The organism is Trichocoleus sp. DQ-A3 (genome assembly GCF_039961975.1).
Taxonomy (GTDB): Bacteria; Cyanobacteriota; Cyanobacteriia; order Cyanobacteriales; family FACHB-T130; genus FACHB-T130.
Genome location: NZ_JAMPKC010000003.1, coordinates 206,578 through 227,395 on the forward strand (window position 1 = coordinate 206,578; position 20,818 = coordinate 227,395).

22 protein-coding genes are annotated in these 20,818 nt (G+C 45.4%); 14 read left to right on the top strand and 8 right to left on the bottom strand.

All coding sequences use genetic code 11. The features are described 5' to 3' along the window. Window positions 1-13: 13 nt before the first annotated feature. Window positions 14-1,060 (bottom strand): 3-deoxy-7-phosphoheptulonate synthase, encoded by a 1,047-nt coding sequence (locus NDI44_RS07310; RefSeq protein WP_190410601.1) that lies wholly within the window; start codon window positions 1,058-1,060, stop codon window positions 14-16. Window positions 1,061-1,660: 600 nt separating this feature from the next. Between NDI44_RS07310 and ggt the strand changes: the two genes are divergently transcribed. After that, the gene (ggt, locus tag NDI44_RS07315) at window positions 1,661-3,217 is read left to right on the top strand and encodes a gamma-glutamyltransferase (protein WP_190410602.1); all 1,557 of its coding nucleotides are present in this window, start codon (window positions 1,661-1,663) and stop codon (window positions 3,215-3,217) included. A gap of 8 nt (window positions 3,218-3,225) precedes the next feature. Here ggt and NDI44_RS07320 read toward each other — a convergent pair whose 3' ends face one another. Together NDI44_RS07320 and NDI44_RS07325 are read right to left on the bottom strand one after the other, a co-directional pair. Further along, window positions 3,226-3,522 (bottom strand): acylphosphatase, encoded by a 297-nt coding sequence (locus NDI44_RS07320; RefSeq protein WP_190410603.1) that lies wholly within the window; start codon window positions 3,520-3,522, stop codon window positions 3,226-3,228. 141 nt (window positions 3,523-3,663) lie between these two features. Beyond that, window positions 3,664-3,981 carry a hypothetical protein gene (locus NDI44_RS07325; RefSeq protein ID WP_339380869.1) on the bottom strand — a complete coding sequence of 106 codons (318 nt, stop codon included), beginning with the start codon at window positions 3,979-3,981 and terminating at the stop codon, window positions 3,664-3,666. Window positions 3,982-4,389: 408 nt separating this feature from the next. Between NDI44_RS07325 and NDI44_RS07330 the strand changes: the two genes are divergently transcribed. Both NDI44_RS07330 and NDI44_RS07335 read left to right on the top strand, forming a co-directional pair. Then, window positions 4,390-4,995 carry a CPBP family glutamic-type intramembrane protease gene (locus tag NDI44_RS07330; protein WP_242036949.1) on the top strand — a complete coding sequence of 202 codons (606 nt, stop codon included), beginning with the start codon at window positions 4,390-4,392 and terminating at the stop codon, window positions 4,993-4,995. A gap of 514 nt (window positions 4,996-5,509) precedes the next feature. Then, entirely contained in the window at window positions 5,510-7,015 is a 1,506-nt protein-coding gene (locus tag NDI44_RS07335) for an adenylate/guanylate cyclase domain-containing protein (protein ID WP_190410605.1), read from the top strand. Here the strand turns inward: NDI44_RS07335 and NDI44_RS07340 are convergent. Further along, on the bottom strand, window positions 7,008-7,301 hold the full coding sequence (locus tag NDI44_RS07340) for a DUF3593 domain-containing protein (protein ID WP_190410606.1): 294 nt from the start codon (window positions 7,299-7,301) through the stop codon (window positions 7,008-7,010). The two genes, NDI44_RS07335 and NDI44_RS07340, sit on opposite strands and share 8 nt — an antisense overlap. Continuing rightward, a complete protein-coding gene (locus NDI44_RS07345) occupies window positions 7,301-7,642 on the bottom strand; it encodes a DUF2499 domain-containing protein (RefSeq protein WP_190410607.1) in 342 nt (113 codons plus the stop codon). The genes NDI44_RS07340 and NDI44_RS07345 overlap by 1 nt, the downstream gene beginning before the upstream one ends. Window positions 7,643-7,787: 145 nt before the next feature. Between NDI44_RS07345 and csaB the strand changes: the two genes are divergently transcribed. Further along, the gene (csaB, locus tag NDI44_RS07350; RefSeq protein ID WP_190410608.1) at window positions 7,788-8,837 is read left to right on the top strand and encodes a polysaccharide pyruvyl transferase CsaB; all 1,050 of its coding nucleotides are present in this window, start codon (window positions 7,788-7,790) and stop codon (window positions 8,835-8,837) included. Window positions 8,838-8,880: 43 nt separating this feature from the next. Here the strand turns inward: csaB and NDI44_RS07355 are convergent, their stop codons facing one another. After that, window positions 8,881-9,435: a GNAT family N-acetyltransferase gene (locus NDI44_RS07355; protein WP_190410908.1), complete on the bottom strand. Its 555-nt coding sequence runs from the start codon at window positions 9,433-9,435 to the stop codon at window positions 8,881-8,883. Window positions 9,436-9,570: 135 nt separating this feature from the next. Between NDI44_RS07355 and NDI44_RS07360 the strand changes: the two genes are divergently transcribed. Further along, complete coding sequence (locus NDI44_RS07360; protein ID WP_190410609.1) at window positions 9,571-11,130, top strand: hypothetical protein; 1,560 nt, start codon at window positions 9,571-9,573, stop codon at window positions 11,128-11,130. 169 nt (window positions 11,131-11,299) lie between these two features. Here NDI44_RS07360 and NDI44_RS07365 read toward each other — a convergent pair whose 3' ends face one another. After that, window positions 11,300-13,543, bottom strand: coding sequence for a flavin-dependent dehydrogenase (locus tag NDI44_RS07365; RefSeq protein WP_190410610.1), 2,244 nt, complete (start codon window positions 13,541-13,543; stop codon window positions 11,300-11,302). 229 nt (window positions 13,544-13,772) lie between these two features. Here NDI44_RS07365 and NDI44_RS07370 point away from each other — a divergent pair, with 229 nt between their 5' ends. The 9 genes from NDI44_RS07370 to NDI44_RS07410 all read left to right on the top strand — a co-directional run bounded on the left by NDI44_RS07370 (window position 13,773) and on the right by NDI44_RS07410 (window position 20,318). Further along, entirely contained in the window at window positions 13,773-14,003 is a 231-nt protein-coding gene (locus NDI44_RS07370; RefSeq protein WP_190410909.1) for a hypothetical protein, read from the top strand. A 20-nt stretch (window positions 14,004-14,023) separates the two neighbouring features. Continuing rightward, complete coding sequence (locus NDI44_RS07375) at window positions 14,024-14,779, top strand: phosphatase PAP2 family protein (RefSeq protein WP_190410611.1); 756 nt, start codon at window positions 14,024-14,026, stop codon at window positions 14,777-14,779. A gap of 41 nt (window positions 14,780-14,820) precedes the next feature. Further along, window positions 14,821-15,306, top strand: a complete 486-nt coding sequence (locus NDI44_RS07380) for a glutathione peroxidase (RefSeq protein WP_190410910.1) — start codon at window positions 14,821-14,823, stop codon at window positions 15,304-15,306. Window positions 15,307-15,318: 12 nt separating this feature from the next. After that, window positions 15,319-15,747, top strand: coding sequence for a DUF1824 family protein (locus NDI44_RS07385; protein ID WP_190410612.1), 429 nt, complete (start codon window positions 15,319-15,321; stop codon window positions 15,745-15,747). Then, window positions 15,744-16,565, top strand: coding sequence for an SDR family oxidoreductase (locus NDI44_RS07390; protein WP_190410613.1), 822 nt, complete (start codon window positions 15,744-15,746; stop codon window positions 16,563-16,565). The genes NDI44_RS07385 and NDI44_RS07390 overlap by 4 nt, the downstream gene beginning before the upstream one ends. 245 nt (window positions 16,566-16,810) lie before the next feature. Beyond that, window positions 16,811-17,980, top strand: coding sequence for a pyridoxal phosphate-dependent aminotransferase (locus NDI44_RS07395; protein ID WP_190410614.1), 1,170 nt, complete (start codon window positions 16,811-16,813; stop codon window positions 17,978-17,980). Window positions 17,981-18,050: 70 nt separating this feature from the next. Further along, a complete protein-coding gene (locus NDI44_RS07400) occupies window positions 18,051-18,986 on the top strand; it encodes an aldo/keto reductase (protein WP_190410615.1) in 936 nt (311 codons plus the stop codon). Between the two features lie 70 nt (window positions 18,987-19,056). Further along, the gene (locus NDI44_RS07405; RefSeq protein WP_190410616.1) at window positions 19,057-20,007 is read left to right on the top strand and encodes an alpha/beta hydrolase; all 951 of its coding nucleotides are present in this window, start codon (window positions 19,057-19,059) and stop codon (window positions 20,005-20,007) included. 26 nt (window positions 20,008-20,033) lie between these two features. Then, a complete protein-coding gene (locus NDI44_RS07410; protein ID WP_190410617.1) occupies window positions 20,034-20,318 on the top strand; it encodes a DUF2470 domain-containing protein in 285 nt (94 codons plus the stop codon). Between the two features lie 60 nt (window positions 20,319-20,378). On the opposite strand, the gene NDI44_RS07415 is transcribed toward NDI44_RS07410, so the two are convergent. Beyond that, a complete protein-coding gene (locus NDI44_RS07415; RefSeq protein WP_190410618.1) occupies window positions 20,379-20,816 on the bottom strand; it encodes a hypothetical protein in 438 nt (145 codons plus the stop codon). Window positions 20,817-20,818: the final 2 nt, after the last annotated feature.

The window sequence follows — 20,818 nt, forward strand, 5'->3', positions numbered from 1 at the left end:
AAAAACTGTTTTTTTACTTTAGCTTCTCGTAGGCAGCTAAAATAATTCTTTCTGTTTCCTCCCAATTAATACATTTATCTGTTACCGAAACACCGTATTTTAATTCTTCTAATTGGCTAGGAATGGGTTGATTGCCTTCGTACAAATTTGATTCCAGCATCATGCCAACGATAGAAGCATTCCCCTCCATTATTTGTTGAATAACATTTTCAAAAACTGCTGACTGTTTTTTATAGTCTTTATTTGAATTTCCGTGACTACAGTCAATGACAATTTTTGGAGGTAAATTAGCTGCTTTTAATTTTTCCTCCGCAATTTTTACATTTGCAGCATCAAAGTTAGGCTGTTTGGCACCGCCCCGTAAAATAATATGACCGTAAGCATTTCCTTTCGTTTTAAAAATGCTCACCTGTCCCGTTGCATTAATCCCTAGAAAATGGTGAGGTTTTCTAGCTGACTCCAGAGCATTTAAAGCGACTTGAACGCTACCATCAGTACCATTTTTAAAACCTACAGGCATTGAAAGTCCGCTTGCCATTTCGCGGTGAGTTTGCGATTCGGTTGTGCGTGCCCCAATTGCAGACCATGCAATCAATTCGCCAATATATTGTGGGACTATAGGATCGAGAGCTTCTGTAGCAGCTGGTAATCCCAATTCAGTTATTTTGATTAATAAACTCCGTGCAGTTAATAAACCCTTTTCTATGTGGAAAGAATCATCCATATCCGGATCGTTAATTAATCCTTTCCATCCCACAGTAGTCCTTGGTTTTTCAAAATACACTCTCATGATCAGCAGCAGTTTATCGTTCACTCGATCGGAGAGATTTTTTAGCCTATAGGCGTATTCTTCAGCCGACTTTATATCATGGATAGAACAAGGGCCAACTACAATAAATTTTCGACTATCTTTCCCATCTAGGATATCCTCTATTTCATTCCTAAAGTTTAAAACGGTTTTTTCTGCCTTATCTGTTAAAGGTAATTTTGATTTAACTTCATTTGGAGTTAAGAGAATATGCGATTCTTCAATATGAGTGTTGAATAATTGAGTTTCCATCGGGTATAATTCCTGGTTTTTGTATGCGTTAGGGATTGAAGTCCAAATGTAATGTTATAGACAGGGTGAAAAAATTCATCTAACTTAGATAAAAAAATTAATAAAAACGCTGAACCCTAGCTGCAAGGATTCCCCGAAGCACATCTTAGGGAAGGGATCGCTACCTGGATGCACCCTCATCCAAGCTGAGAGCGATCGCTTCCCTGAATCTCTCCGGGTTGCTAAACCATCTATTTCAGCAACGGCAACTCCTCATCGATTTCCGCGATTTTTGCTGAGATGCTTGGAGTGCTAGCCCTCTCAGGTAGTTTTTCATGTGTTTTAAATCAACGAGTTTATCTTGTGTAGATCTCCTGTTTTGCCCTTACCAAGGGATACCTTTCAGCAACCACTGTTGTTTTTCGAGGCATAAGGCACAGATAGAATCCTCGATCTCTAGTAAAGTCGGTAATATCATTTCGTTTGTCCTGCCAATTTTATTATATTCAATCGCGCTCCGGCGCTCGTGGCACTCTCATCATGCAAATATAAGAAAGCGCGATTGCCCTACATACTGACAACCTAGCTTCTATTCACTCTAGCTTTTCGTACTCAATATTTATGTATAAAAAAACTCACGGTGTTATCGCTGCTGGACATCAAAAAACTGCCGAAGCTGGAATTGAGATGCTTCAATTAGGAGGGAACGCATTTGATGCGGCGGCGGCTGCAATCTTAGCCTCTTGCGTTACTGAAACTGCGCTGACATCTGCGGGGGGTGGTGGGTTTCTTTTAGCCCATACTCAGGATAATCAAAATATTTTGTTCGACTTCTTTTCTCAAACGCCACAACAGAAAAAAAGTCAGGAACAGCTTAATTTTTATCCAGTTGCAATTAATTTTGGCGATGCAGTCCAAGAGTTCCATATTGGGCTTGGTTCAATGGCTGTTCCTGGAAACCTCAAGGGCGTTTTTTACGTTCATCAGAAATTAGGGAGATTACCTTTTAATGTGGTTGCTGAACCGGCAATCCGTTATGCAAAAACGGGTGTCGAACTAAACGATTTTACCTATTACTGTTTAACAATCCTCAGCCCCATGCTGCTAGGCTCTAAAGAGATGCAGCAGGTTTTTGCCCCAGACGGGAAACTTGTCCAGCCTGGAGGAACAGTCTTGATGAGTGATTTTGCTGATACGTTAACTTATTTAGCTGAAAGTGGAATCAGAGAATTTTACGAGGGTGAAATTGCCCAACGCTTAGTCAAGGATTGCCAATATTATGGAGGTTATTTAACCTTAGAAGACCTTAAGAATTATCGAGTAATTGAGAGAAAGCCGCTGGTGATGAATTACCGGGGGAACACCTTCTTAACAAATCCTCCACCCAGTTCTGGAGGCATTCTGATTGATTTTGCTTTAGAACTGCTTTCAAAAGTTGATTTAACTAATATAGAGTTTGGCAGTTCTGGCCATTTAGGAATATTAGCTCATGTGATGCGCCTAACCAATGAAGCCAGAACGGATAGATATGACGCTTATACTCATACAGAAGAGATTGCCCAAACTTTCTTATCATCTGAACATTTGGCTATTTATGAAGATCAATTAACTGAAGTTGTCAATAAATGGGGAAGCACTACTCATATCAGTGTGGTTGATAGCGAAGGTAATGCGGCGAGTGTTACCACTTCCAACGGAGAGGGTTCTTCTTATGTGATTCCGGGAACTGGGATTATGCTGAATAATATGCTAGGAGAAGCTGATTTAAATCCGCATGGATTTCATAACTGGGAAGAAAATACGCGGATTTCTTCAATGATGGCTCCGACTATTGTACTTAAGAATAATCAACCAGAGATTGTTTTAGGTTCTGGTGGCTCGAATCGAATTAGAACTGCAATTTTACAAGTTATTTCTAATATTATTGATTTTAAAATGGACGTTGATGCAGCAGTAAATCATCCTCGCGTTCATTGGGAAAGTGATATTTTTAATCTTGAACCCGGCTTTAGCGAAGAAGAACTTAAAAATCTGATGCTTCCAGGTAGTAATGAATTGATTTTTTGGAAACAGAAGAATATGTTTTTTGGTGGCGTTCATAGTGTCATGGAAAATTCGGAAGGATTAATAACCGGCGCTGGCGATCGCCGTAGAAGTGGAGTCATCGCGACCTGCTAAAATTGCCTCTATTGCCACATTTCAAATCCGCGCAATCCTTCTGGCGTTTCGTACTCAACCGCCACCGCTTTCACCACAGCAGCAGGTGGCCCTTTGTGACACCATTGAATTACCTCTTCAACATCTGCCTCGCTTCCTTCAAAAACAGCTTCTACACGCCCATCGGGGAGATTCCGCACCCAACCGTTGACGCCTAGCTGGATTGCTTCATCCAACGTTGAGAACCGAAAACCAACTCCCTGAACGGTTCCTGAAACGATTACGTGGGCGCGGATTTGCCCCGTCGGGGGTGATGAATTCTGCATCTATTTTTTCCTGTCTACGACAGCTTTTAAGCTCGAAAGTATTGCCTGGGTTCATTTTAAGCAGGAATGGCGTCAGCTATTGAGCTAACGCCATTTAATTCTTTGGCAGATTGTGTGGATGGTTAATCCAACCCGACCATTTTAATCGTCGTCATCATCGTCATGGTGTTTGCGGCGATGGCTGTGCTTATGTTCGTCATCATCGTCGTCATCATCATCGCGATGTTCACTACGATATCTATCTTTGCGATCGTCATCATCGTCATCATCATTTCCGTCACGATATCTATCGCGATCGCGGTATTCCCGATCTTCATTGCGATCGCTATACTCCCGATTTCGATCGCGGTACTCCCGATCTTCATTGCGATCGCTATACTCCCGATCTTCATTGCGATCGCGGTACTCCTGATCTCGATCGCCTCCTTCCCTATTCAAACCCGGTATGTTTCTGAACATATCGCCGATTCCCATAATGTCCCTCCAAAGTTAAGTTGAGAATTTCATTTATTAAAGCTGTCGTAATTCTAGAAGTTTGTCACAGGAATTTGGTCAATATCTCTTCCAACAGGTAGAGCTTCTCATCCAGAAGAAGCTTCGCAAACTTGCTTAACAATATGTTTTTCAACACCAAGGGTGCAAAGGTTTACGCAGACATACCCAGAGTTTAAACTTTCCCGTATGTACTTCTTGTGCTACCTTTTTTCTTTAGATGATTTTTTATTGTATTGGCAATTTTTGCCCTTTATAAGAAAGCTTTATAAAGTCTTATCGTCAATGACACTGAAACATTACTGAACTTAACGAAAAAGCTATCGGTAGTATAATTTTATCTTCAAAAAATATCTATCTGAGGAAATATTTTTAATGGTTAACGTATATATGAGTAATGTGCCAGTTATCGCAGGGCTATTTGAGCTTTCCGTAGATGCGATCGCGCTTACGCCAAGCCTGGGAATTGTCTCTCGCTTAATTACAGCCGCCTCTACAACTCCTGATGCCAAAGCGTGGCTATATTCTGCTGCTTTGGTACTGATATATACCTTAATTTCACTACCTATTGGATTCAAATTTGGTTTTTTAAAACTTGATGTAGAAACATCCTGGGAAATGATTATTGGTGTAATGGCCCGTTGTCTGTTGTCTCCCGCCATATCTGAAGAGTTATTTTTTCGGATCTTACTACTTCCTCACCCTACAGAAAAAGCTACCCCTACTACTCTATGGCTTTGGGGAGGTATTAGTTTAGCAATGTTTATCATCTACCATCCGCTAAATGCCGTAACTTTCTATCCCGATGGACTCCGAACTTTTTTTAATCCAGTTTTTCTATTCTTGGCAGCACTTCTAGGTGTTATTTGTACTCTTGCCTATTTTCAAAGTGGCTCTCTATGGATGCCCGTGGCAATTCATTGGCTAATTGTGGTGGTTTGGCTACTTCTATTGGGAGGATATAAAACCTTAAACTCGTAACATTTTTGTCTTGAATGTTTATCAAAATTCTTCAAGTAGTATGTAGATTTAATGGGCGATCGCTTATAATAACGCTCGTCAATCTTAGGTATTTTATGCGAACTTTTAAAATTGTTTATTTATGGCGATATTCAAATTATTATTGCTAGTATCTAGATTGTAATAAAGTTTTTGTGATACAATAAATTTAATAAATAAGAACTTGTCTACTAATAATAGTATTGAAAATTTATATTATTTAAGTCAATTCAAAGCGTGCCAACGTTTAGTCAGTAAAATCTAATCCTAATTTAGATAAAAGATAGATAAAAAAATGGGTGTAAAACCTTGACATAAGGCATTTTTTCAGCGTGGCGCTAGAACAAGCCTCAAACTTTTGCTCTTTTGCAAAGTCTCCGGAAATTTAGCCTGACTGCGGTAGTCTAGTTAGGCTTGTCGTAGCTTAAAACAGAAGCTAAAGGGTGTTCTGCTTGGAATATAAGGTATCGCTATAGGAAACAGTAGGAGAGATTCGATGACGCTGCAAGGCTCCCGTGTAGATAGGCGTACAATTCGCCAGTCAATTGCGAAAAGTCTAGCAAAAATCATTCAACTGCTAAATAAACAGACAATTCTGGTCTTGACACTCCTATTGTGTGCTGGAGTAGCGGGAGCTTTGTGGAATATGTCCCATCTCTCGTCAAACCTAATTCAATCACAAGCACTTCAGAATGCAGCCTTGTATGCCCAAGCGATAGAGGAAGCACGCACTCTCTACAGCTCCGAGATCCTGAAGCGGATAGAAGCAGTTCCTGAAATCACCATTACCGACAACTACACTGCTCTAGAAAAGGCAATTCCCGTACCAGCGACATTCTTGATAGAACTCAGTCACCGCCTCGTTCAAAAAAACCCTGGGATGTCAGTCCGACTTTATAGTGAGTATCCCTTTCGCCAGCGGCAAGCGACAGGTGGCCCCAAAGACAATTTTGAGTGGGAAGCGCTTCGCGCCTTGAGGCAACATCCCGATCGACCCTTTGTTCGCTTGGAGAAGTTTCAAGGGCGTTTGTCATTGCGATATGCACAAGCCGATCTCATGAAGGCTAGCTGCGTTGCTTGCCACAACACTCACCCGGATAGCCCTAAAAAAGACTGGAAAGTAGGGGATGTTCGAGGGATTTTGGAAATCTCCAGTCCTCTGGATGAGTTCATGGCAAAAACTCATGCAGGACTGCGAGGAACTTTCGTAATGTTAGCGCTCCTATCTCTATTGGGGCTGTTAGGAATTGCTCTGGTGATCGGCAGGCTGCGCCAAACTTCCAAGGAGCTAGAGTTGCGCGTCATCGAACGCACGGCGCAATTGCGGGAGTCAAATCAGCAACTGACGGTAGAACAGGAGAAGTCTGACAACTTGTTACTTAATATCTTGCCAGAGCCGATTGCCAGACAACTCAAAGACGGGCAAAGTAACATTGCCGATGGATTTGCTGAAGTGACGATTTTATTTGCCGATCTGGTTAACTTTACTCAGCTTTCAGAAAAGATATCACCGAAAGAACTTGTCTGGTTGCTGAACGAAATTTTCTCCGGGTTCGATCGCCTCACCGAACGGCATAACTTGGAGAAAATCAAGACAATTGGCGATGCCTACATGGTGGTAGGAGGTCTTCCCGAACCCCGACCCGATCATGCAGAAGCGATCGCCCAAATGGCAATCGATATGCAAAAAGAAATTGACCAATTCAACGCCAAACATCATCAAACACTCAGTATCCGCATTGGCATTAATACTGGCCCGGTAGTTGCTGGAGTTATCGGCACTAAAAAGTTCATCTATGACCTTTGGGGGGATACCGTGAACATCGCCAGCCGGATGGAATCCCACGGATTGCCAGGTGAAATTCAAGTAACGGCTACAACTTACGAATACTTACAGAATCGATATGCGTTGGAGCAGAGAGGCTCGATTCAGGTCAAAGGCAAAGGAGAAATGGAAACTTACCTTCTAAAAGGGAGAAAGCGTGAGGTTTCCCTTACTTAATGACTTGGCGTTTTTGAATCACTGCCTGCCGAAATCCCAACACAATCAGAATATTAGAAAGCGTCAGAAAAACCTCTGCGCCACCGTGCAGCCAATCGACATTTGCTAAGGATTCCCCATAGGCAACTTGGGCATAAATTCCAGCCGGAATTGTGACGCCCACAAAAACCAAGGTCATGTAGAAACCAATTAAAGCTAAACGCGGCATCTGCCCGCTTCGCGTTAGAAACCAGAGAAAGCCTAAATAGGGGAATAGAGAGAGTGCAAAAAGGGTTTCTTTAGACATTACCGTGATTTTGGAGAGATAATTGGCGCATCGTCTTTTTGATTAGCCACGGGTGATGAACGCCAAATCCACCAAGCAGCCGCCAAAAGGGTGAAGTTACCCAGCAAAGTCATCGCAGCCTGAAGCGTCACCAGCCATTCTAAGGATTTTGGGTTGTCAAAATAGTGCCAAGTGCAGGCACACATGGCACTGACTAATGCCGGTAGCATGGCAAAGGATAATCCCCACCAAGCCCGATTGTGAGTTACTTCGCCGTAAATCCAGATCAACCAAATAGCGGCAATCCACTCGATGACGCTGGAAACGTGAATAATCCAGGTAGGAATTGAGAGTGCGTGCATAAATGAAGTTTTTGAGGGTCGAGGTTGAAGTTTTGAATTAGAAGTCTTAACTCAACCCGTGCTAAGCACCGCTTCGCTAACATCATTCAAAACTCATCACTCTTTTTCTTATAGTACCGCTCGGCTTTGCTGGTAAAGTTTGAGCATGGGAATTCGAGCGGTTTTGTGTGGATATTATGGGCAGGGCAATGCAGGCGATGAAGCATTGCTGGCATCGTTGCTGCAAATGTTACCGGCTGATGTGACGCCGATTGTGCTTTCTGGGAATCCGAAAAAGACGCGCGATCGCTATGGCGTAGAAAGTTGCTCGCGCAAAGCTTTTTTCCCAGTGCAGCAAGCACTCCGTAAATCGGATGTTTTCATCTGGGGCGGTGGGAGTCTGATGCAAGACGCCACCAGTGCCCTAAGTCCCCTCTACTACGCGGGATTGATGGGATTAGCCCAGAAGCGGGGCTTAAAAACCATTGCTTGGGCGCAGGGAATTGGCCCTTTGAACCGCAATTCGACTCGCTGGATAACGCGAAAAGCGATCGCGGGTTGCCATGCCGTCAGCGTGCGCGATCGCGCCTCTGCTGCCCTGCTGATGGATTGGAAAATCCCCTATATCCAAGCCCCAGACCCGGTTTGGGCGTTAGACGCGAAGCCAGTGAAGGGACTGTGGGATTTACCAGCACCCAGAGTCGCCGTCACCTTGCGATCGCATCCCCATCTGACTCCCGCCCGACTTGATAACTTAACTCGCGCCTTGATTGACTTTCAAAAAGCTACTCAGACCTGCATTTTACTGGTGCCATTTCAAGCAAGTCAGGATCTAGCGATCGCTCAGTCAATTCAACCGCAATTAACGGGTGCCAGCCATATTTTTTCTCTTCAAGACCCTAGAGAATTGAAAGGATTATTTCAGGGTGTCGAGATGGCAATCGGGATGCGCTACCACAGCTTAATTATGGCGGCAGCACAAGAATGCCGTTGTTTCGCCCTCAGCTACGACCCCAAAGTTAGCTTGCTGATGGAAGAACTCAATATGCCAGGGTGGGACTTAACCCAATTGCCTGACGACCCCAACTTGATTAGTCAAACTTGGTTAGAACACTACGTCAACGGCGACCCCCTGTCACCCCATCAAATACAATCTTTAGTCGATCGGGCACTGATGCATCGGGATTTGTTGAGTGATGCTTTAGGGGCAAAATAGTCCTGTCGGAGCGCAACGCCTTCTGCCCTAAGTTTGAAAAGTATTATTGTGGGGCTAACCTTTGCCAATCGCGTGCCAACATCCCGTAAACAACCAAATCTACAAAATGGTCGTATAACCAACAAGCTTGGCGAAGCGTTCCTTCATTGGTAAATCCTAGTTTCTCTGGAATCGCTCGACTTTTAGAGTTCTCCACGGCAGCGCGAATTTCAACTCGGTTCAGCTTCAACTCAACCAGAGTATGATTTACCAAAGTGCGACACGATTTAATCATTATCCCGCATCCTGGGAAATTCTCGCCCAGCCAATACCCAATGCTAGTGGCTCGATTTTCCCAATCAATTTCGTGACATCCAATTGCTCCTGCCATTTTGCCCTGATACCAAATGCCAGCATGAAATCCATTATTGGCGGCAAATTGTTTCAATGCAGCCTCAATGAAAAACTTGGTATCTTCAGGACTTTTCGAGCCATCAACCCAGGGAAGCCATTCCCGTAGGGAGGTGCGACAAGAATCAACCAAAGCATAAACTTCTTGTGCGTGTCGCACCTCAAGCAATTTGAGTTCGATTTCCTCGTCGATGCGAAATTTGAAAATGGTAGAGTGACTCCGAGAGCGTCGTGGAATAATCTTATTAGAATTATTGCAATCTAGGCGCAACTAAAGCTGTGAATTGATAAAGCTACAGCTAGTCCATTCCAAGCACCCATGACCTTCTCTTAAATCAGAGCAATGAGTGAAGCTGACACCCCCCAAGAAGCTAACCAGTCCCAGTCCTTCCCCCAATCAACCGATTCTCCAATGGACGATCCTGTGGAAGATCCGGTGAAGGATGAAACAGATCCTAACCTTGATCCTGTACAGGAGACAGCACCGGCACAGGACGAGACTCTCGTGGAAGTAATAGAAGTCGTCAGCTTAGTGCATCGTTCACCCGCGCTAGTAGACGATGAGGCGAATGCCGCAAAGACAACTGATGATGGGGATGGGGTGCATCGGGAAAAGTCTGAGCCGCAGTCATTGCCAGCAGAGGCGGGAAATTTGTTTCCACTGTTGGCGGAGATGCGTCAGCGCAATCGGGACTTAGTCAGCCGAGTGAATCACCTAGAGAAGGCACTGGGGGATTGTCAGGAGGCGTTGCAATTGCAAAGACAGCGATCGCAAGCTCAAGAAAATATCCTCACCTCTACAACCCAGGAACTCAACGGGACGCAAGAACAAGTCACCCGGATGTTCCGAGAACTAGAATCGTCTCATCAAGCTGCCCAGCGCCAACAGATCTTAATTGAAACCGTAACAGAACAGCTGGAAAACAGCCAAGAACGCATCGCCCAGCTAGAACGGGAATGTGCCTTCACCCAGCAACGCTATAACGAACAATCTCACGCGCTGTTGCAAAGCGAAAATACAATCCGCGAACTCCGTACCCGTTTGCAACGCCAGCAGCGCCAAACCCTGCAATTCAAGTCGGCGTTAGAAAAGTGTCTGGAAATGCCTCCCCCCACCCAAATCGAACCAGATACCAGACCTTCTCCCACTTGGGCGCATCGCCATCTTAAAAACGCCCACGATTCTCAATCTCTCCTCCCCAAAGCGCCGCCTATTCAACCTTGGTCAGCGCAACCGGCATTTCAGGAAGACCCCGCCCAGAATGAGGAAGATTGGGAGATTTCAGTACCATCTCCGGCTTATGCACCGATTACAGAGCCAACTGCCTTCGTTTCGAGGGAATGGGAGCCGTTAGAAGAAATACCCGCCTCTGAGAGCCTCGAAGCCACCGATGAAGAGGAGATATGGCAATGGGGAATGCTAGACTCAGACTCCGATCCGCTCATGGATGATTTTCTCATGCCCCCTGAGCTGGAAATCTCTGGTAACGACGATTTCAGCGATGAATTAGCGATCGCTTCTACCCAGGAAAGTATCGCGATTGAGAACGAACTGGAAGACCTGCTGCTGGCTGTCAGTTTCGAGCCAGATGAGAACGATGAAGCTGGAACGATCTATGCCCTAGAAAATGCCGAATCAGCTTCTCCTGCCTCGTACATCTTTGAGCCTTCTGAACCAGAGGCAATCTGGTCAGAGGATGCGAGTGGAGACAATGCTGAGCAAGAAGAGGAGGTAATATCCCGCAGAGAATTTCCGGCTGCTGTGCCCACCCAGCGCCCTGATGCCATCCCCTCCCAACCAAACTGGCCTTCCCCTCTCCTTTATCCGACACGTCCCCCGAAAGGGCGGAAATCCTTGGCGTCGATAGAATTGCCAACGTTTCCCAGAAAAACTGGCGCGTAGAAATTAAAAATCAGGACTTACGCATTGAAAGCTTGAAATCTAGATCCCTCTAGCCCCCTTTTTTAAGGGGGCTTTTCCGGTTCCCCCTTTTTAAGGGAGATGCAAGGGGGATCTCGGCGTAAGTCCTAAAAATACAAAATTAAACATTGTTCTTTTTAATTTTGCATTTTTAATTTTTAATCGCGACCCGCTCGGAAGACGTTTGCCTCTGCTCTTTCCGCGTAGAAAGCTGATGGTTCTTTTGAGGACGCCCCATCCCAGCAGTGAGGGCATAGCTCTGAGCCAGCAGCCATAACCACAAAGCAGGATAGTGTTCTTCTAGTGAAGGTTGTAGACGCCGGAGGGCACCCGGAAACCAACCCCCCAGCAACCAAACAACTAGGGCATGAAGTGTAAAGCTGAAATAGCTGCCCAGCCAGCGGAAGATATCTTTAGCACCGGCAAGTTGCCAAATCCATAACAGCAAAGCTGGATTGATCCAAGCGGCTTTTAGCGCCAGTCGATTGAAGGTTAGCCAATTCACTCGGTCTTTAATAAACGTGTCTGCCACCTCTGGGGGTTCTGTCGCCAAAAGCCCGAAAAAGGTATTCAGCATCGAGTTAATTCGCTGCGGCGGTAAGTAGGTGCCGGTGGGAACCATCATGCCTTTAGAAAATAACCAGGTAACGGAGACGTTGCTTTGATAAGCGCGAATCTGATTTAAGTGATGGGCTTGGAGCAAGTCATGTTTGAGGGCGGTATCGAGAAGGTTGGTTAAACGGGAGAGATTGCGAACCAGGGAACCAAAGCCGGTAAAAACGAGGGGAGATTGGAGAGAGGCGGCATCGCCAATGCTAATTAGCCGATCGAAAGCAACCGTGCGATCGCGACTTCCAACACTAAAGTGACCCGGAATATACCCAAATGTCGGTTTTTTCCACACCAGCTTCTCCATATCGCAGCGGCGATACTCCGGCAAAATGTTGAAAAAATCTTCATACATTTCTAATAACGAGCCGGGGTTATCGGGATGCACTTGATGATAGTGGAATAAGTAGAAGGTCACTTCTTCACCTTCAGCGGGGAATAACTCCCAAATCAGCTGCCGTCCCCGCGAAATATCGCCGTGACTGTTCAGCACATCCCCGTATTGGGCATCCCACACCCCCGGCTCAAACCCGCTGGCAATCACAGCCCCAACGGTTGGGCAAACACTATCAAAAGTGCGACCCCCATTCAACTGCCACGCAATCGGCGAAGCAGTGCCCATCGCATCTACTAGCAGGCGTCCGCTAGCTTGGCGCTGAGTTTGGCTGGGCAGATGTTTCGCTTGCACGGTAACTTGCGATCGCTCAATATCCGCTCGGATAAACTCCGTCTCATCCCAAATTTCCCCGCCCGCTTTGGTGAGTTTTTCCCCACACAGACGCAGTAGTTTCTCGGCGTCCAATCCCACATTCAGCACCGTTGGGGTATGCAATACCTGTGCTTTTAGCTTGGGTGGATTATTGGCATCAAAGAATTTGTGAAACCCGTCTACATACTCCGCGGCAATAATGCTTTCAAATTCCGCCGGGGTAAATAAGCCTAAATCAATCAAGCTTTGAAATTCATCGCGAGAAATGTTCCACTCCCGGTTCATGCGCCCGAAAGGGAGCCGTTCCAGCAATAGCACTCGGTAGCCGAGTTGAGCCATGACAGCAGCGTGGATGACGCCCAAGGCACCACCTACATAAATCAGGTCGTAGGAAGAGGACTGAGGGGGGAGGACTGAGGACTGAGGACTGAGGGCTGAGGGCTGAGGGTTTAGGGCTGAGGGCGCTTCGCCTTCCCGAAGGATGGACTCAGAGGGGAGGGAGGAAGAGTCAGTGAAGGCTTCATCTCCCTTTTGATTCCTGATTTCCCTGTCTCTTCGGAAGATAACCTGCGCTGGCTGTTTCGGATTGCGAACGCTCTCGCGCCAACGTTTCTCCCACCAATAGACGCGATTCAGGTCATATTCCCCGTTCGGCATTTTTTGAAAGAAGCGGACGGTTTCCGGGTAATCGTGAGCCAAAGCTTCAAAGATAGATTGCTTTGACAAATCAATCGCCGGTGGTTCTGGATATTGTTGGGGAAACCGGCTTCTCAGATTCGAGGTAAGTTGTTTCAGGATCTCTCTTTCACCGGGGATAGCCTGCTGTGCCCAACGGAAGACCTTCAGATACGTGGTTCGCTGCACCGACCAAATAAAAATTGAGAGTTCGGGTTGCGGAATCGCGGGATTTTGGGTTGTATCCGTTTTTTTAAGACTCTCAGGATTGGGAAATTGCAGTCTGATACCGTCAGGCGTGAACATTTTCTCCCCTGCTCCTGGATCGTACTCTTGTTGCAACCAGGCGCGGACGGCGGCTATATCCGGGGTAGGAACTTCTAAGTAAAGTATTTCTCTCATATTGGCGATCTGCATTAGGGAACCTATTCCTGAGAAAGACAGAGTGAACCGGGGTCAAAGTGCGCTAAACTTCCGGATACGAATTGCTTAGAATCGATTAAAAAACTTTACACAATTCTCATTTTCTTAATGTACAGGGGTGCAACTGTTGGACGGGCGGGGAACCGCTCACGACGAAAGCCCTGAGCGATGAATCCTTTAAACCCGCCCATAGACTATGACCTACGCCATGAATTATCCCATCCCAGCCAGTCCTCAAGAAATTGTCGCCTTACGGCAAAAGCCCGTTGATGAAGAATTAGTGGCAGCAGCGATCGCTGGAGTCGTTCAAATTGCCCGTCGAGAGGGGCAGTCTTTAGACGAATTAACCGCTCAAGTGCTAGAAGAAGATAGTCTGCTGGATCAGGCACAAAGACACTGGCTTAGCGACATCGTTGCCCAAGCTTGGGCTAGCCTCTAGCAAATTAGAACCGCCAGATCATGCGCGAAATTGCCAAGCGAGTTATCTCCGCGTTGCCGCAGTGGTGGCGATCGCACATATTGCCCTTGTTATTTACGATTCCAGCAGCGGGTCTATTCGTTGCTGCCCTAGGGATGTGGGGATTTGCCCAAATTGCTGACGAAGTTTTAGACAAAGAAACCCAAGCCATTGATACGGCAATTCTAGTGGTTATCAGAAGCCTGCACGCGCCGCTGCTCGATCGGCTAATGCTGGGATTCACATTTGTGGGAGAACCCACGGTGTTGCTGGTCATTTGCTTGGGCTTCGGGATTTGGCTGTACCGAGACGGTCGGCGAGGGCAAGCCATAACACTTGCGATCGCTGGAGTGGGTGCAGTTGGCTTAAACTATTTACTCAAAGTGGTATTTGGTCGCGCCCGTCCGGCGCTTTGGGATCGGGTCATTGATGTGGGTCAATACAGCTTTCCTAGCGGTCATGCGATGATTTCAATGGTTGTTTACGGCGCACTTGGCTATTTACTGGTCAAGCAGTTGAGTAAATGGCATATAGCGATCGCTAGCGGGACACTGCTATTGGTTACGGGTATTGGTCTGAGTCGGCTTTATCTTGGCGTCCATTGGCCTACGGATGTCGTCGCTGGCTATGCAGCAGGGATTGTGTGGTTGATGACCTGTATCCTCAGCCTAGAAATTTGGCAAGAATATTACAAGCCAGCCCCTCAAAAAACGCCCATCCCTAACGAAGAAGAATCCAATATCGCTAACCGCAGATAAGGGAAAACACAGCTCAATCAGGGTGTATAGGAATGAAATTAATGAGCAGTACAGTCTCTGATATCGCAGTAAAAACTATCAACGGTGAAGATAAGCAACTTTCCGAGTACGGCGGAAAGGTACTTTTAATCGTGAATGTCGCTTCCCAGTGCGGCTACACGCCTCAGTACAAAGGATTAGAGCAGTTAAACCAAAAGTACCAGGATCAGGGATTGCGCGTTCTAGGATTCCCTTGCAACGACTTTGGAGCGCAAGAACCCGGTAGCAATGAAGAGATTGTGAATTTCTGCACGACCAACTACGGCGTCAGCTTTGAGATGTTTGACAAAGTTCATGCCAAAGGTCAAGAACAGCATCCGCTGTATGCTCGACTTACCAGTGCAGTACAGCCTACGGGAAATGTTTCTTGGAACTTTGAGAAGTTCTTAGTCAGTAAGCAAGGTGAAGTCGTGGATCGATTTAATAGCAGTGTGAAGCCAGATTCACCAGAATTGATTGCAGCGATTGAGCGGGAATTAGCCCAGTAAGTCAAGGAATTTATGTCTGTCCAGAATTTGTCAAACTTAACCGTTCAAGAAGCACATAAAATCCTCAAAGTTTTCGACTGCTTAAGGATAGATTCCAGTGAAGATGCACCGGATAAAGATTCAATTCGCCAAGCGCTACTTTTGGTAAGTGAGCTTTCTGATAACCAAATACTAGGGGTTTGTGCCGATACAACCGAGCAAGGGATTAAAGCTTTAAAAACCTATGCAATGGCTTTAGGTTATGAAGTCAATAAAGATTTAGCACCGATTGATGGCTCTGTTTATATTAAATTTAACCCCAAGACTAACTTGTGTTATCTCAATCCGTACATAGGAGAACATCGTGGAGTTTTGGTGTCCTGCCAGTCTGCGAATGAAGACGGAATTAACGAGATGTACGGTCATTTACCTTTAGATTTATTTACACCGAAATTTTCATGAACGTTGCAATCATCGGCTGTGGTTATGTGGGTAAGACAATTGCCCAATATTGGCGTCAGGAGTTAGGATTTACTGTCACCGCAACCACAACTTCTCCCGAACGAATTTCAGAATTAGAAGCAGTTGGCCAACGAGTCGTCCTTACAAAAGGTGATGATTTGGCAGGTCTACAATCGGTGCTGGAAAATCAGGATACTGTACTGCTGAGTATTGGAGCAAAAAATGCCGATGTTTACGAAGAAACTTATTTAAAAACTGCCCATAGCTTAGTCTCAGCCTTGAAACAAACTCCTTCGGTGCGACAGCTAATTTACACCGGAAGTTATGCGGTCTACGGGGATAAAAATGGGGAATGGGTGGATGAAGAATCACCCGTTACACCTGCTAACCAAAATGGTCGAATTCTCTGTGATACTGAGCAAATATTGCTCTCAGCTTCCACTGAAAAGTTAGGCGTTTGTATCCTTCGTCTAGGGGGAATTCATGGGCCAGGTCGTGAATTATCCAAAATATTCAGTCGAGTTGTTGGTACAACTCGCCCAGGAAATGGCGAAGACCCAACAAATTGGATTCACCTAAATGACATTGTTGCTGCTATCGAGTTTGCCCGCAAGCATCAATTGCAAGGTATTTACAATTTGGTGGATGATGCACATTTGACCTATCGAGAACTTCTTGAGCGAGTGTGCAACCAAAATAATCTACCCAAAGTTTCTTGGGATGAATCCCAGAAAAGTGTTCGACCTTATAATGCGCGAGTGTCAACTCAGAAGCTAAAAGCAGCCGGGTTTCAATTGAGTCATCCGGAAACGATATAGCAATCTTATTGGAGTTATGAGAGGCCATCGATTTAGATTCCCGACTTCTTAGAGAAGTCAGGAATCTCGGCTTCACTGTATGCAAATTTCCAACTTTCCCGTTTAAAGTGGGCTAGGGGATTTAAGCTTGTACAATTTACCCTTTGATTCCTAAACTCCTTTAAAAAGGAGAACAAGAAAAAGGTAATTGTTAAATTTTAAATACTATGAAATACGCACAATAAACCCTGAACGATGAGTTTTGTATGCTTACCGAATCTTCTCGAATGCAGGCGGTGCAGTCGCCAATTATTCCCGTTGTTGGGGAATTGATTCGTAGCTGTCCGGGAACGATTTCCTTGGGACAAGGCGTTGCTTATTATAGTCCGCCGCCAGAAGCGATCGCGCAACTGTCCCATTTCCTGGCAGATCCAGAGAATCACAAGTACAAACCCGTACAAGGTATCTCGCCGTTGCTGGAGGCGATCGCTCAAAAATTAAAATTTGAGAACGCGATTGACATGAATGCTGAGAACTGCATTGTAGTCACGGCTGGCAGTAACATGGCGTTCGTGAATGTGGTGTTAGCGATCGCGAATCCCGGCGACGAAATTATTCTCCAAACGCCTTATTACTTCAACCAAGAGATGGCAATTACAATGGCGGGTTGTCGTCCGGTTCTGGTCGCAACGGATGAGAATTATCAACTCCGTCCGGAGGCGATTCGGCAAGCAATTACCGAAAAAACGCGGGCAGTTGTCACAATTTCACCTAATAATCCCACGGGAGCTGTGTATTCGGAAGCTGCATTACGCGAAGTGAATCAAATTTGTCGCGATCGCGGCATCTATCACATCAGCGATGAAGCCTATGAATACTTTACTTACAACGGCGTGCAGCATTTTTCCCCAGCAGCGATTCCAGACAGCCACCTCCATACAATTTCCCTTTTCTCGCTGTCTAAAGCTTACGGTTTCGCGTCCTGGCGCATCGGGTATATGGTGATGCCGAAACACCTCCTCATCGCCGTCAAGAAGATTCAGGATACGATTTTGATTTGTCCGCCAGTGATTTCCCAGTATGCCGCCTTCGGGGCATTACAAGCGGGAGTAGGCTACTGCAAGGAAAAGCTAGAAGCGATCGCCTCCGTGCGAGAAATTGTCCTCAACGAATGCGATCGCATCCAACATTTATGCACCATTCCCCCAGCAGATGGAGCTTTTTATTTTCTGCTGAGAGTCCATACAAAATTACCTGCAATGGACTTGGTAGAAAGACTGATCCGCGAACATGGTGTCGCGGTTATTCCAGGTACAACCTTTGGCATGGAAGACGGGTGTTATCTGCGCGTTGCCTATGGTGCCCTGCAAAAAGAAACCGCAGCCGAGGGAATTGGGCGATTCGTGAGGGGTTTGTCAGCGATTTTAAGCGCATAATCGTCAAGGGGGCATTTAGCGAAGAATTACACCTTTTTGCCATGAATTGCAAGGAATATTGACGGAAAGCATGAATAGCCAAGAAAAATCCTCTTTAATTGTCGGCTGCTGGCAACTCGACGATCGCAGTTGGAAACGAATTCCAGAAACCGATATTGCCCGTGCTTTGGATATTTACTTAGCGCTGGGTACTACTCATTTCGATACCGCAGACATCTACGGACGCAGCGAAAGTGTTCTCGGTCGCTTGCTGACAGGAAGGAACTGCACCATTTTGACCAAAGCCGTCTTTTTCGGCAATATTCCAACTCCGGCACAAATTCGCAGCAAAATTGAGAATTCTCTCCGCAATTTGCAGCGCGATACTCTCGATTGCGTACAAATCCACTGGCACAATCCAGAATTAGATTTTGCCTCTACTTTTAGGGTGTTCGCAGAACTTTTAGAACAAGGTAAGATTCGCAAACTTGGCGTTACTAATTTCAATACGCCAATGTTAGAAAAAGCTTTGCAATACGCCACAATTAGCACTCATCAAGTGCAATACAGCTTAATTGACCGACGAGTAGAAAACTCAATGCAAAATCTATGCCTCCAGCATAATATTGCTTTGTTGTCCTACGGTTCTCTAGCAGGCGGCTTCTTGTCGGATAAGTTCCGGGGCATCTCGTCACCCCCCAGCGAAGGCTCTCATGCCCGTGGCTTCTACTACAATAGTATGATCCGCGCCCACGGCGGCTGGCAACCTGTCTTAGAGATGCTAGACACGTTGGCACAGGTGGCAAAAAAATATGAGAAAACAATTTCTCAAGTAGCTTTAAACTGGGTTAAGCAGCAGCCGGGTGTTGCGGCTGTCATCTCAGGCTTTACTCAAGATCGTCAGCAGATTCAAAAGAATGTAGAAGCTTTGGGTTTCCAACTAGATAAGGACGATGTGCAATTGCTTTCCGATCGTTCATCTACCCTATTCAAGCAACCCGGAGATATTTATTCTTACGAGCGATAGATGAGCTGAGCTTTGCCAGGAGGCAATGTGTTAGGGGATGCTCGTAACGTTAATTGCTTTCTGGATAACTATGCAACCCTTGTCTTCAACTCAAAATTCACAAACTTCTGCAACTGAAACTGTAACTCCTACGCAGTTTTACACTTGGAAAAATTATCGCTGCGCCTACGAAGTTCATACTGCAATTAATTCAAATACAAATGATGGGACTCCCCTCCTATTAATTCATCCCATTGGTGTAGGATTATCCCGAAAGTTTTGGCAGCGATTCTGTCGACAATGGTATGAAGCGGGTCGCCGGAATCCAATTTATAATCCAGACTTACTGGGATGTGGTGAGAGCGATATGCCTCATGTGGCTTATAATCCTCTTGATTGGGCACAGCAATTGCAACATTTTTTGCAGACTGTAGTAAAAAAACCTGTGATTGTAGTGGTACAAGGGGCTTTGCTGCCGGTAGCAATTGAGTTAGTTCGTCTAGAAACGAATTCTAATTTTATTCGAGGCTTGGTGCTGGCTGGCCCTCCCGCTTTGACATTGCTTGCTAAACCTAGAGCAAATTGGCGGCAAAAACTTACCTGGAATCTGTTAGACTCTCCTTTTGGGAGTGCCTTTTATCGCTATGCGCGGCGCGAACAGTTCCTACGTTCTTTCTCAACTAAACAACTCTTTGAAAAGGCTGATTCAGTCGATCGGGAGTGGCTGCAAACTTTGGAGAAAGGTGCGACAGAACCAGAGACTCGCCATGCTGTTTTTTCCTTCCTAGCAGGGTTTTGGCGGCAAGATTATCGAGACGCGATCGCATCTATCTCTCAACCCACTCTAGTAGTCGTCGGCGACACGGCATCCAGCATTAGTCAATCTGGCAAAGGTGAAACTCCCGATGAACGCTTGGCTGACTATCAGAAGTCTTTACCCAACGCTGAGGGTATCAAAATGTTAGGTCGTAATGTTCTACCCTATGAGTCAACGGTTGAATTTGTCAATGTAGTTACCAATTTTGTCGCTAAACATTCTTAATTAATTACATCAGAGGATGCTATCTAATGTCCGATGCAATAACGTCTGAAATAAGCGATCGCATTTGCGCTCACATGAACGACGATCATGCTGATGCTGTCGTTCTTTACGCCCAAACTTATGGCAATTCTCCCGATGCTGCAAAGGCAGAAATGGTTTCAGTAGATCCAGAAGGCATGAATCTCATGGCACAAGTCAAAGGTTCGGATGTGCCGATACGCATTCACTTCGATCATATTCTTAAAGATGCCGAAGATGCTCACCATACGCTCATTGCAATGGTGAAACAAGCGCGTTCTCATTCAAAATAGTACCAAAAAGAACGTTGAGTAGGGTGGGCATTGTCCACCTTACTTCTATGCTCGTAAAATTTAAACTTGTTGATTAATCTGTGACTTATCTAGTCCCTCTTTTATCCAGGTAATGCACTCTTGTTCAGTTCCAAATATTTTTGGTGCGGCAACATTATTTAAGTTCTCAGGTTTGTAAGGATCGTAAAAATATTTACTTGCTAATTGATAAACAATAATCAAATTATCTTGATAAATGTATCTATTTTTAAAATAATCGTTTTGGCTAACAACATCTGAATTCTCCTCTAGATGTTCTTTAGCAGCCTCAATAATCGTCTCAAGGCAACTTGAATAAATACCAGCCGGATTTTCTAATTTATGAAATTTACCTTTATGCCCTAATTCAGAAAGTAAACTATAAGAGTAAATATTTTGACCATCCGCTATCCCAAAAACAAATGGGATGATCAGATATCCTTTATAAGAGACTGAATTTTCGTAGAGTAACCGGCTCATTT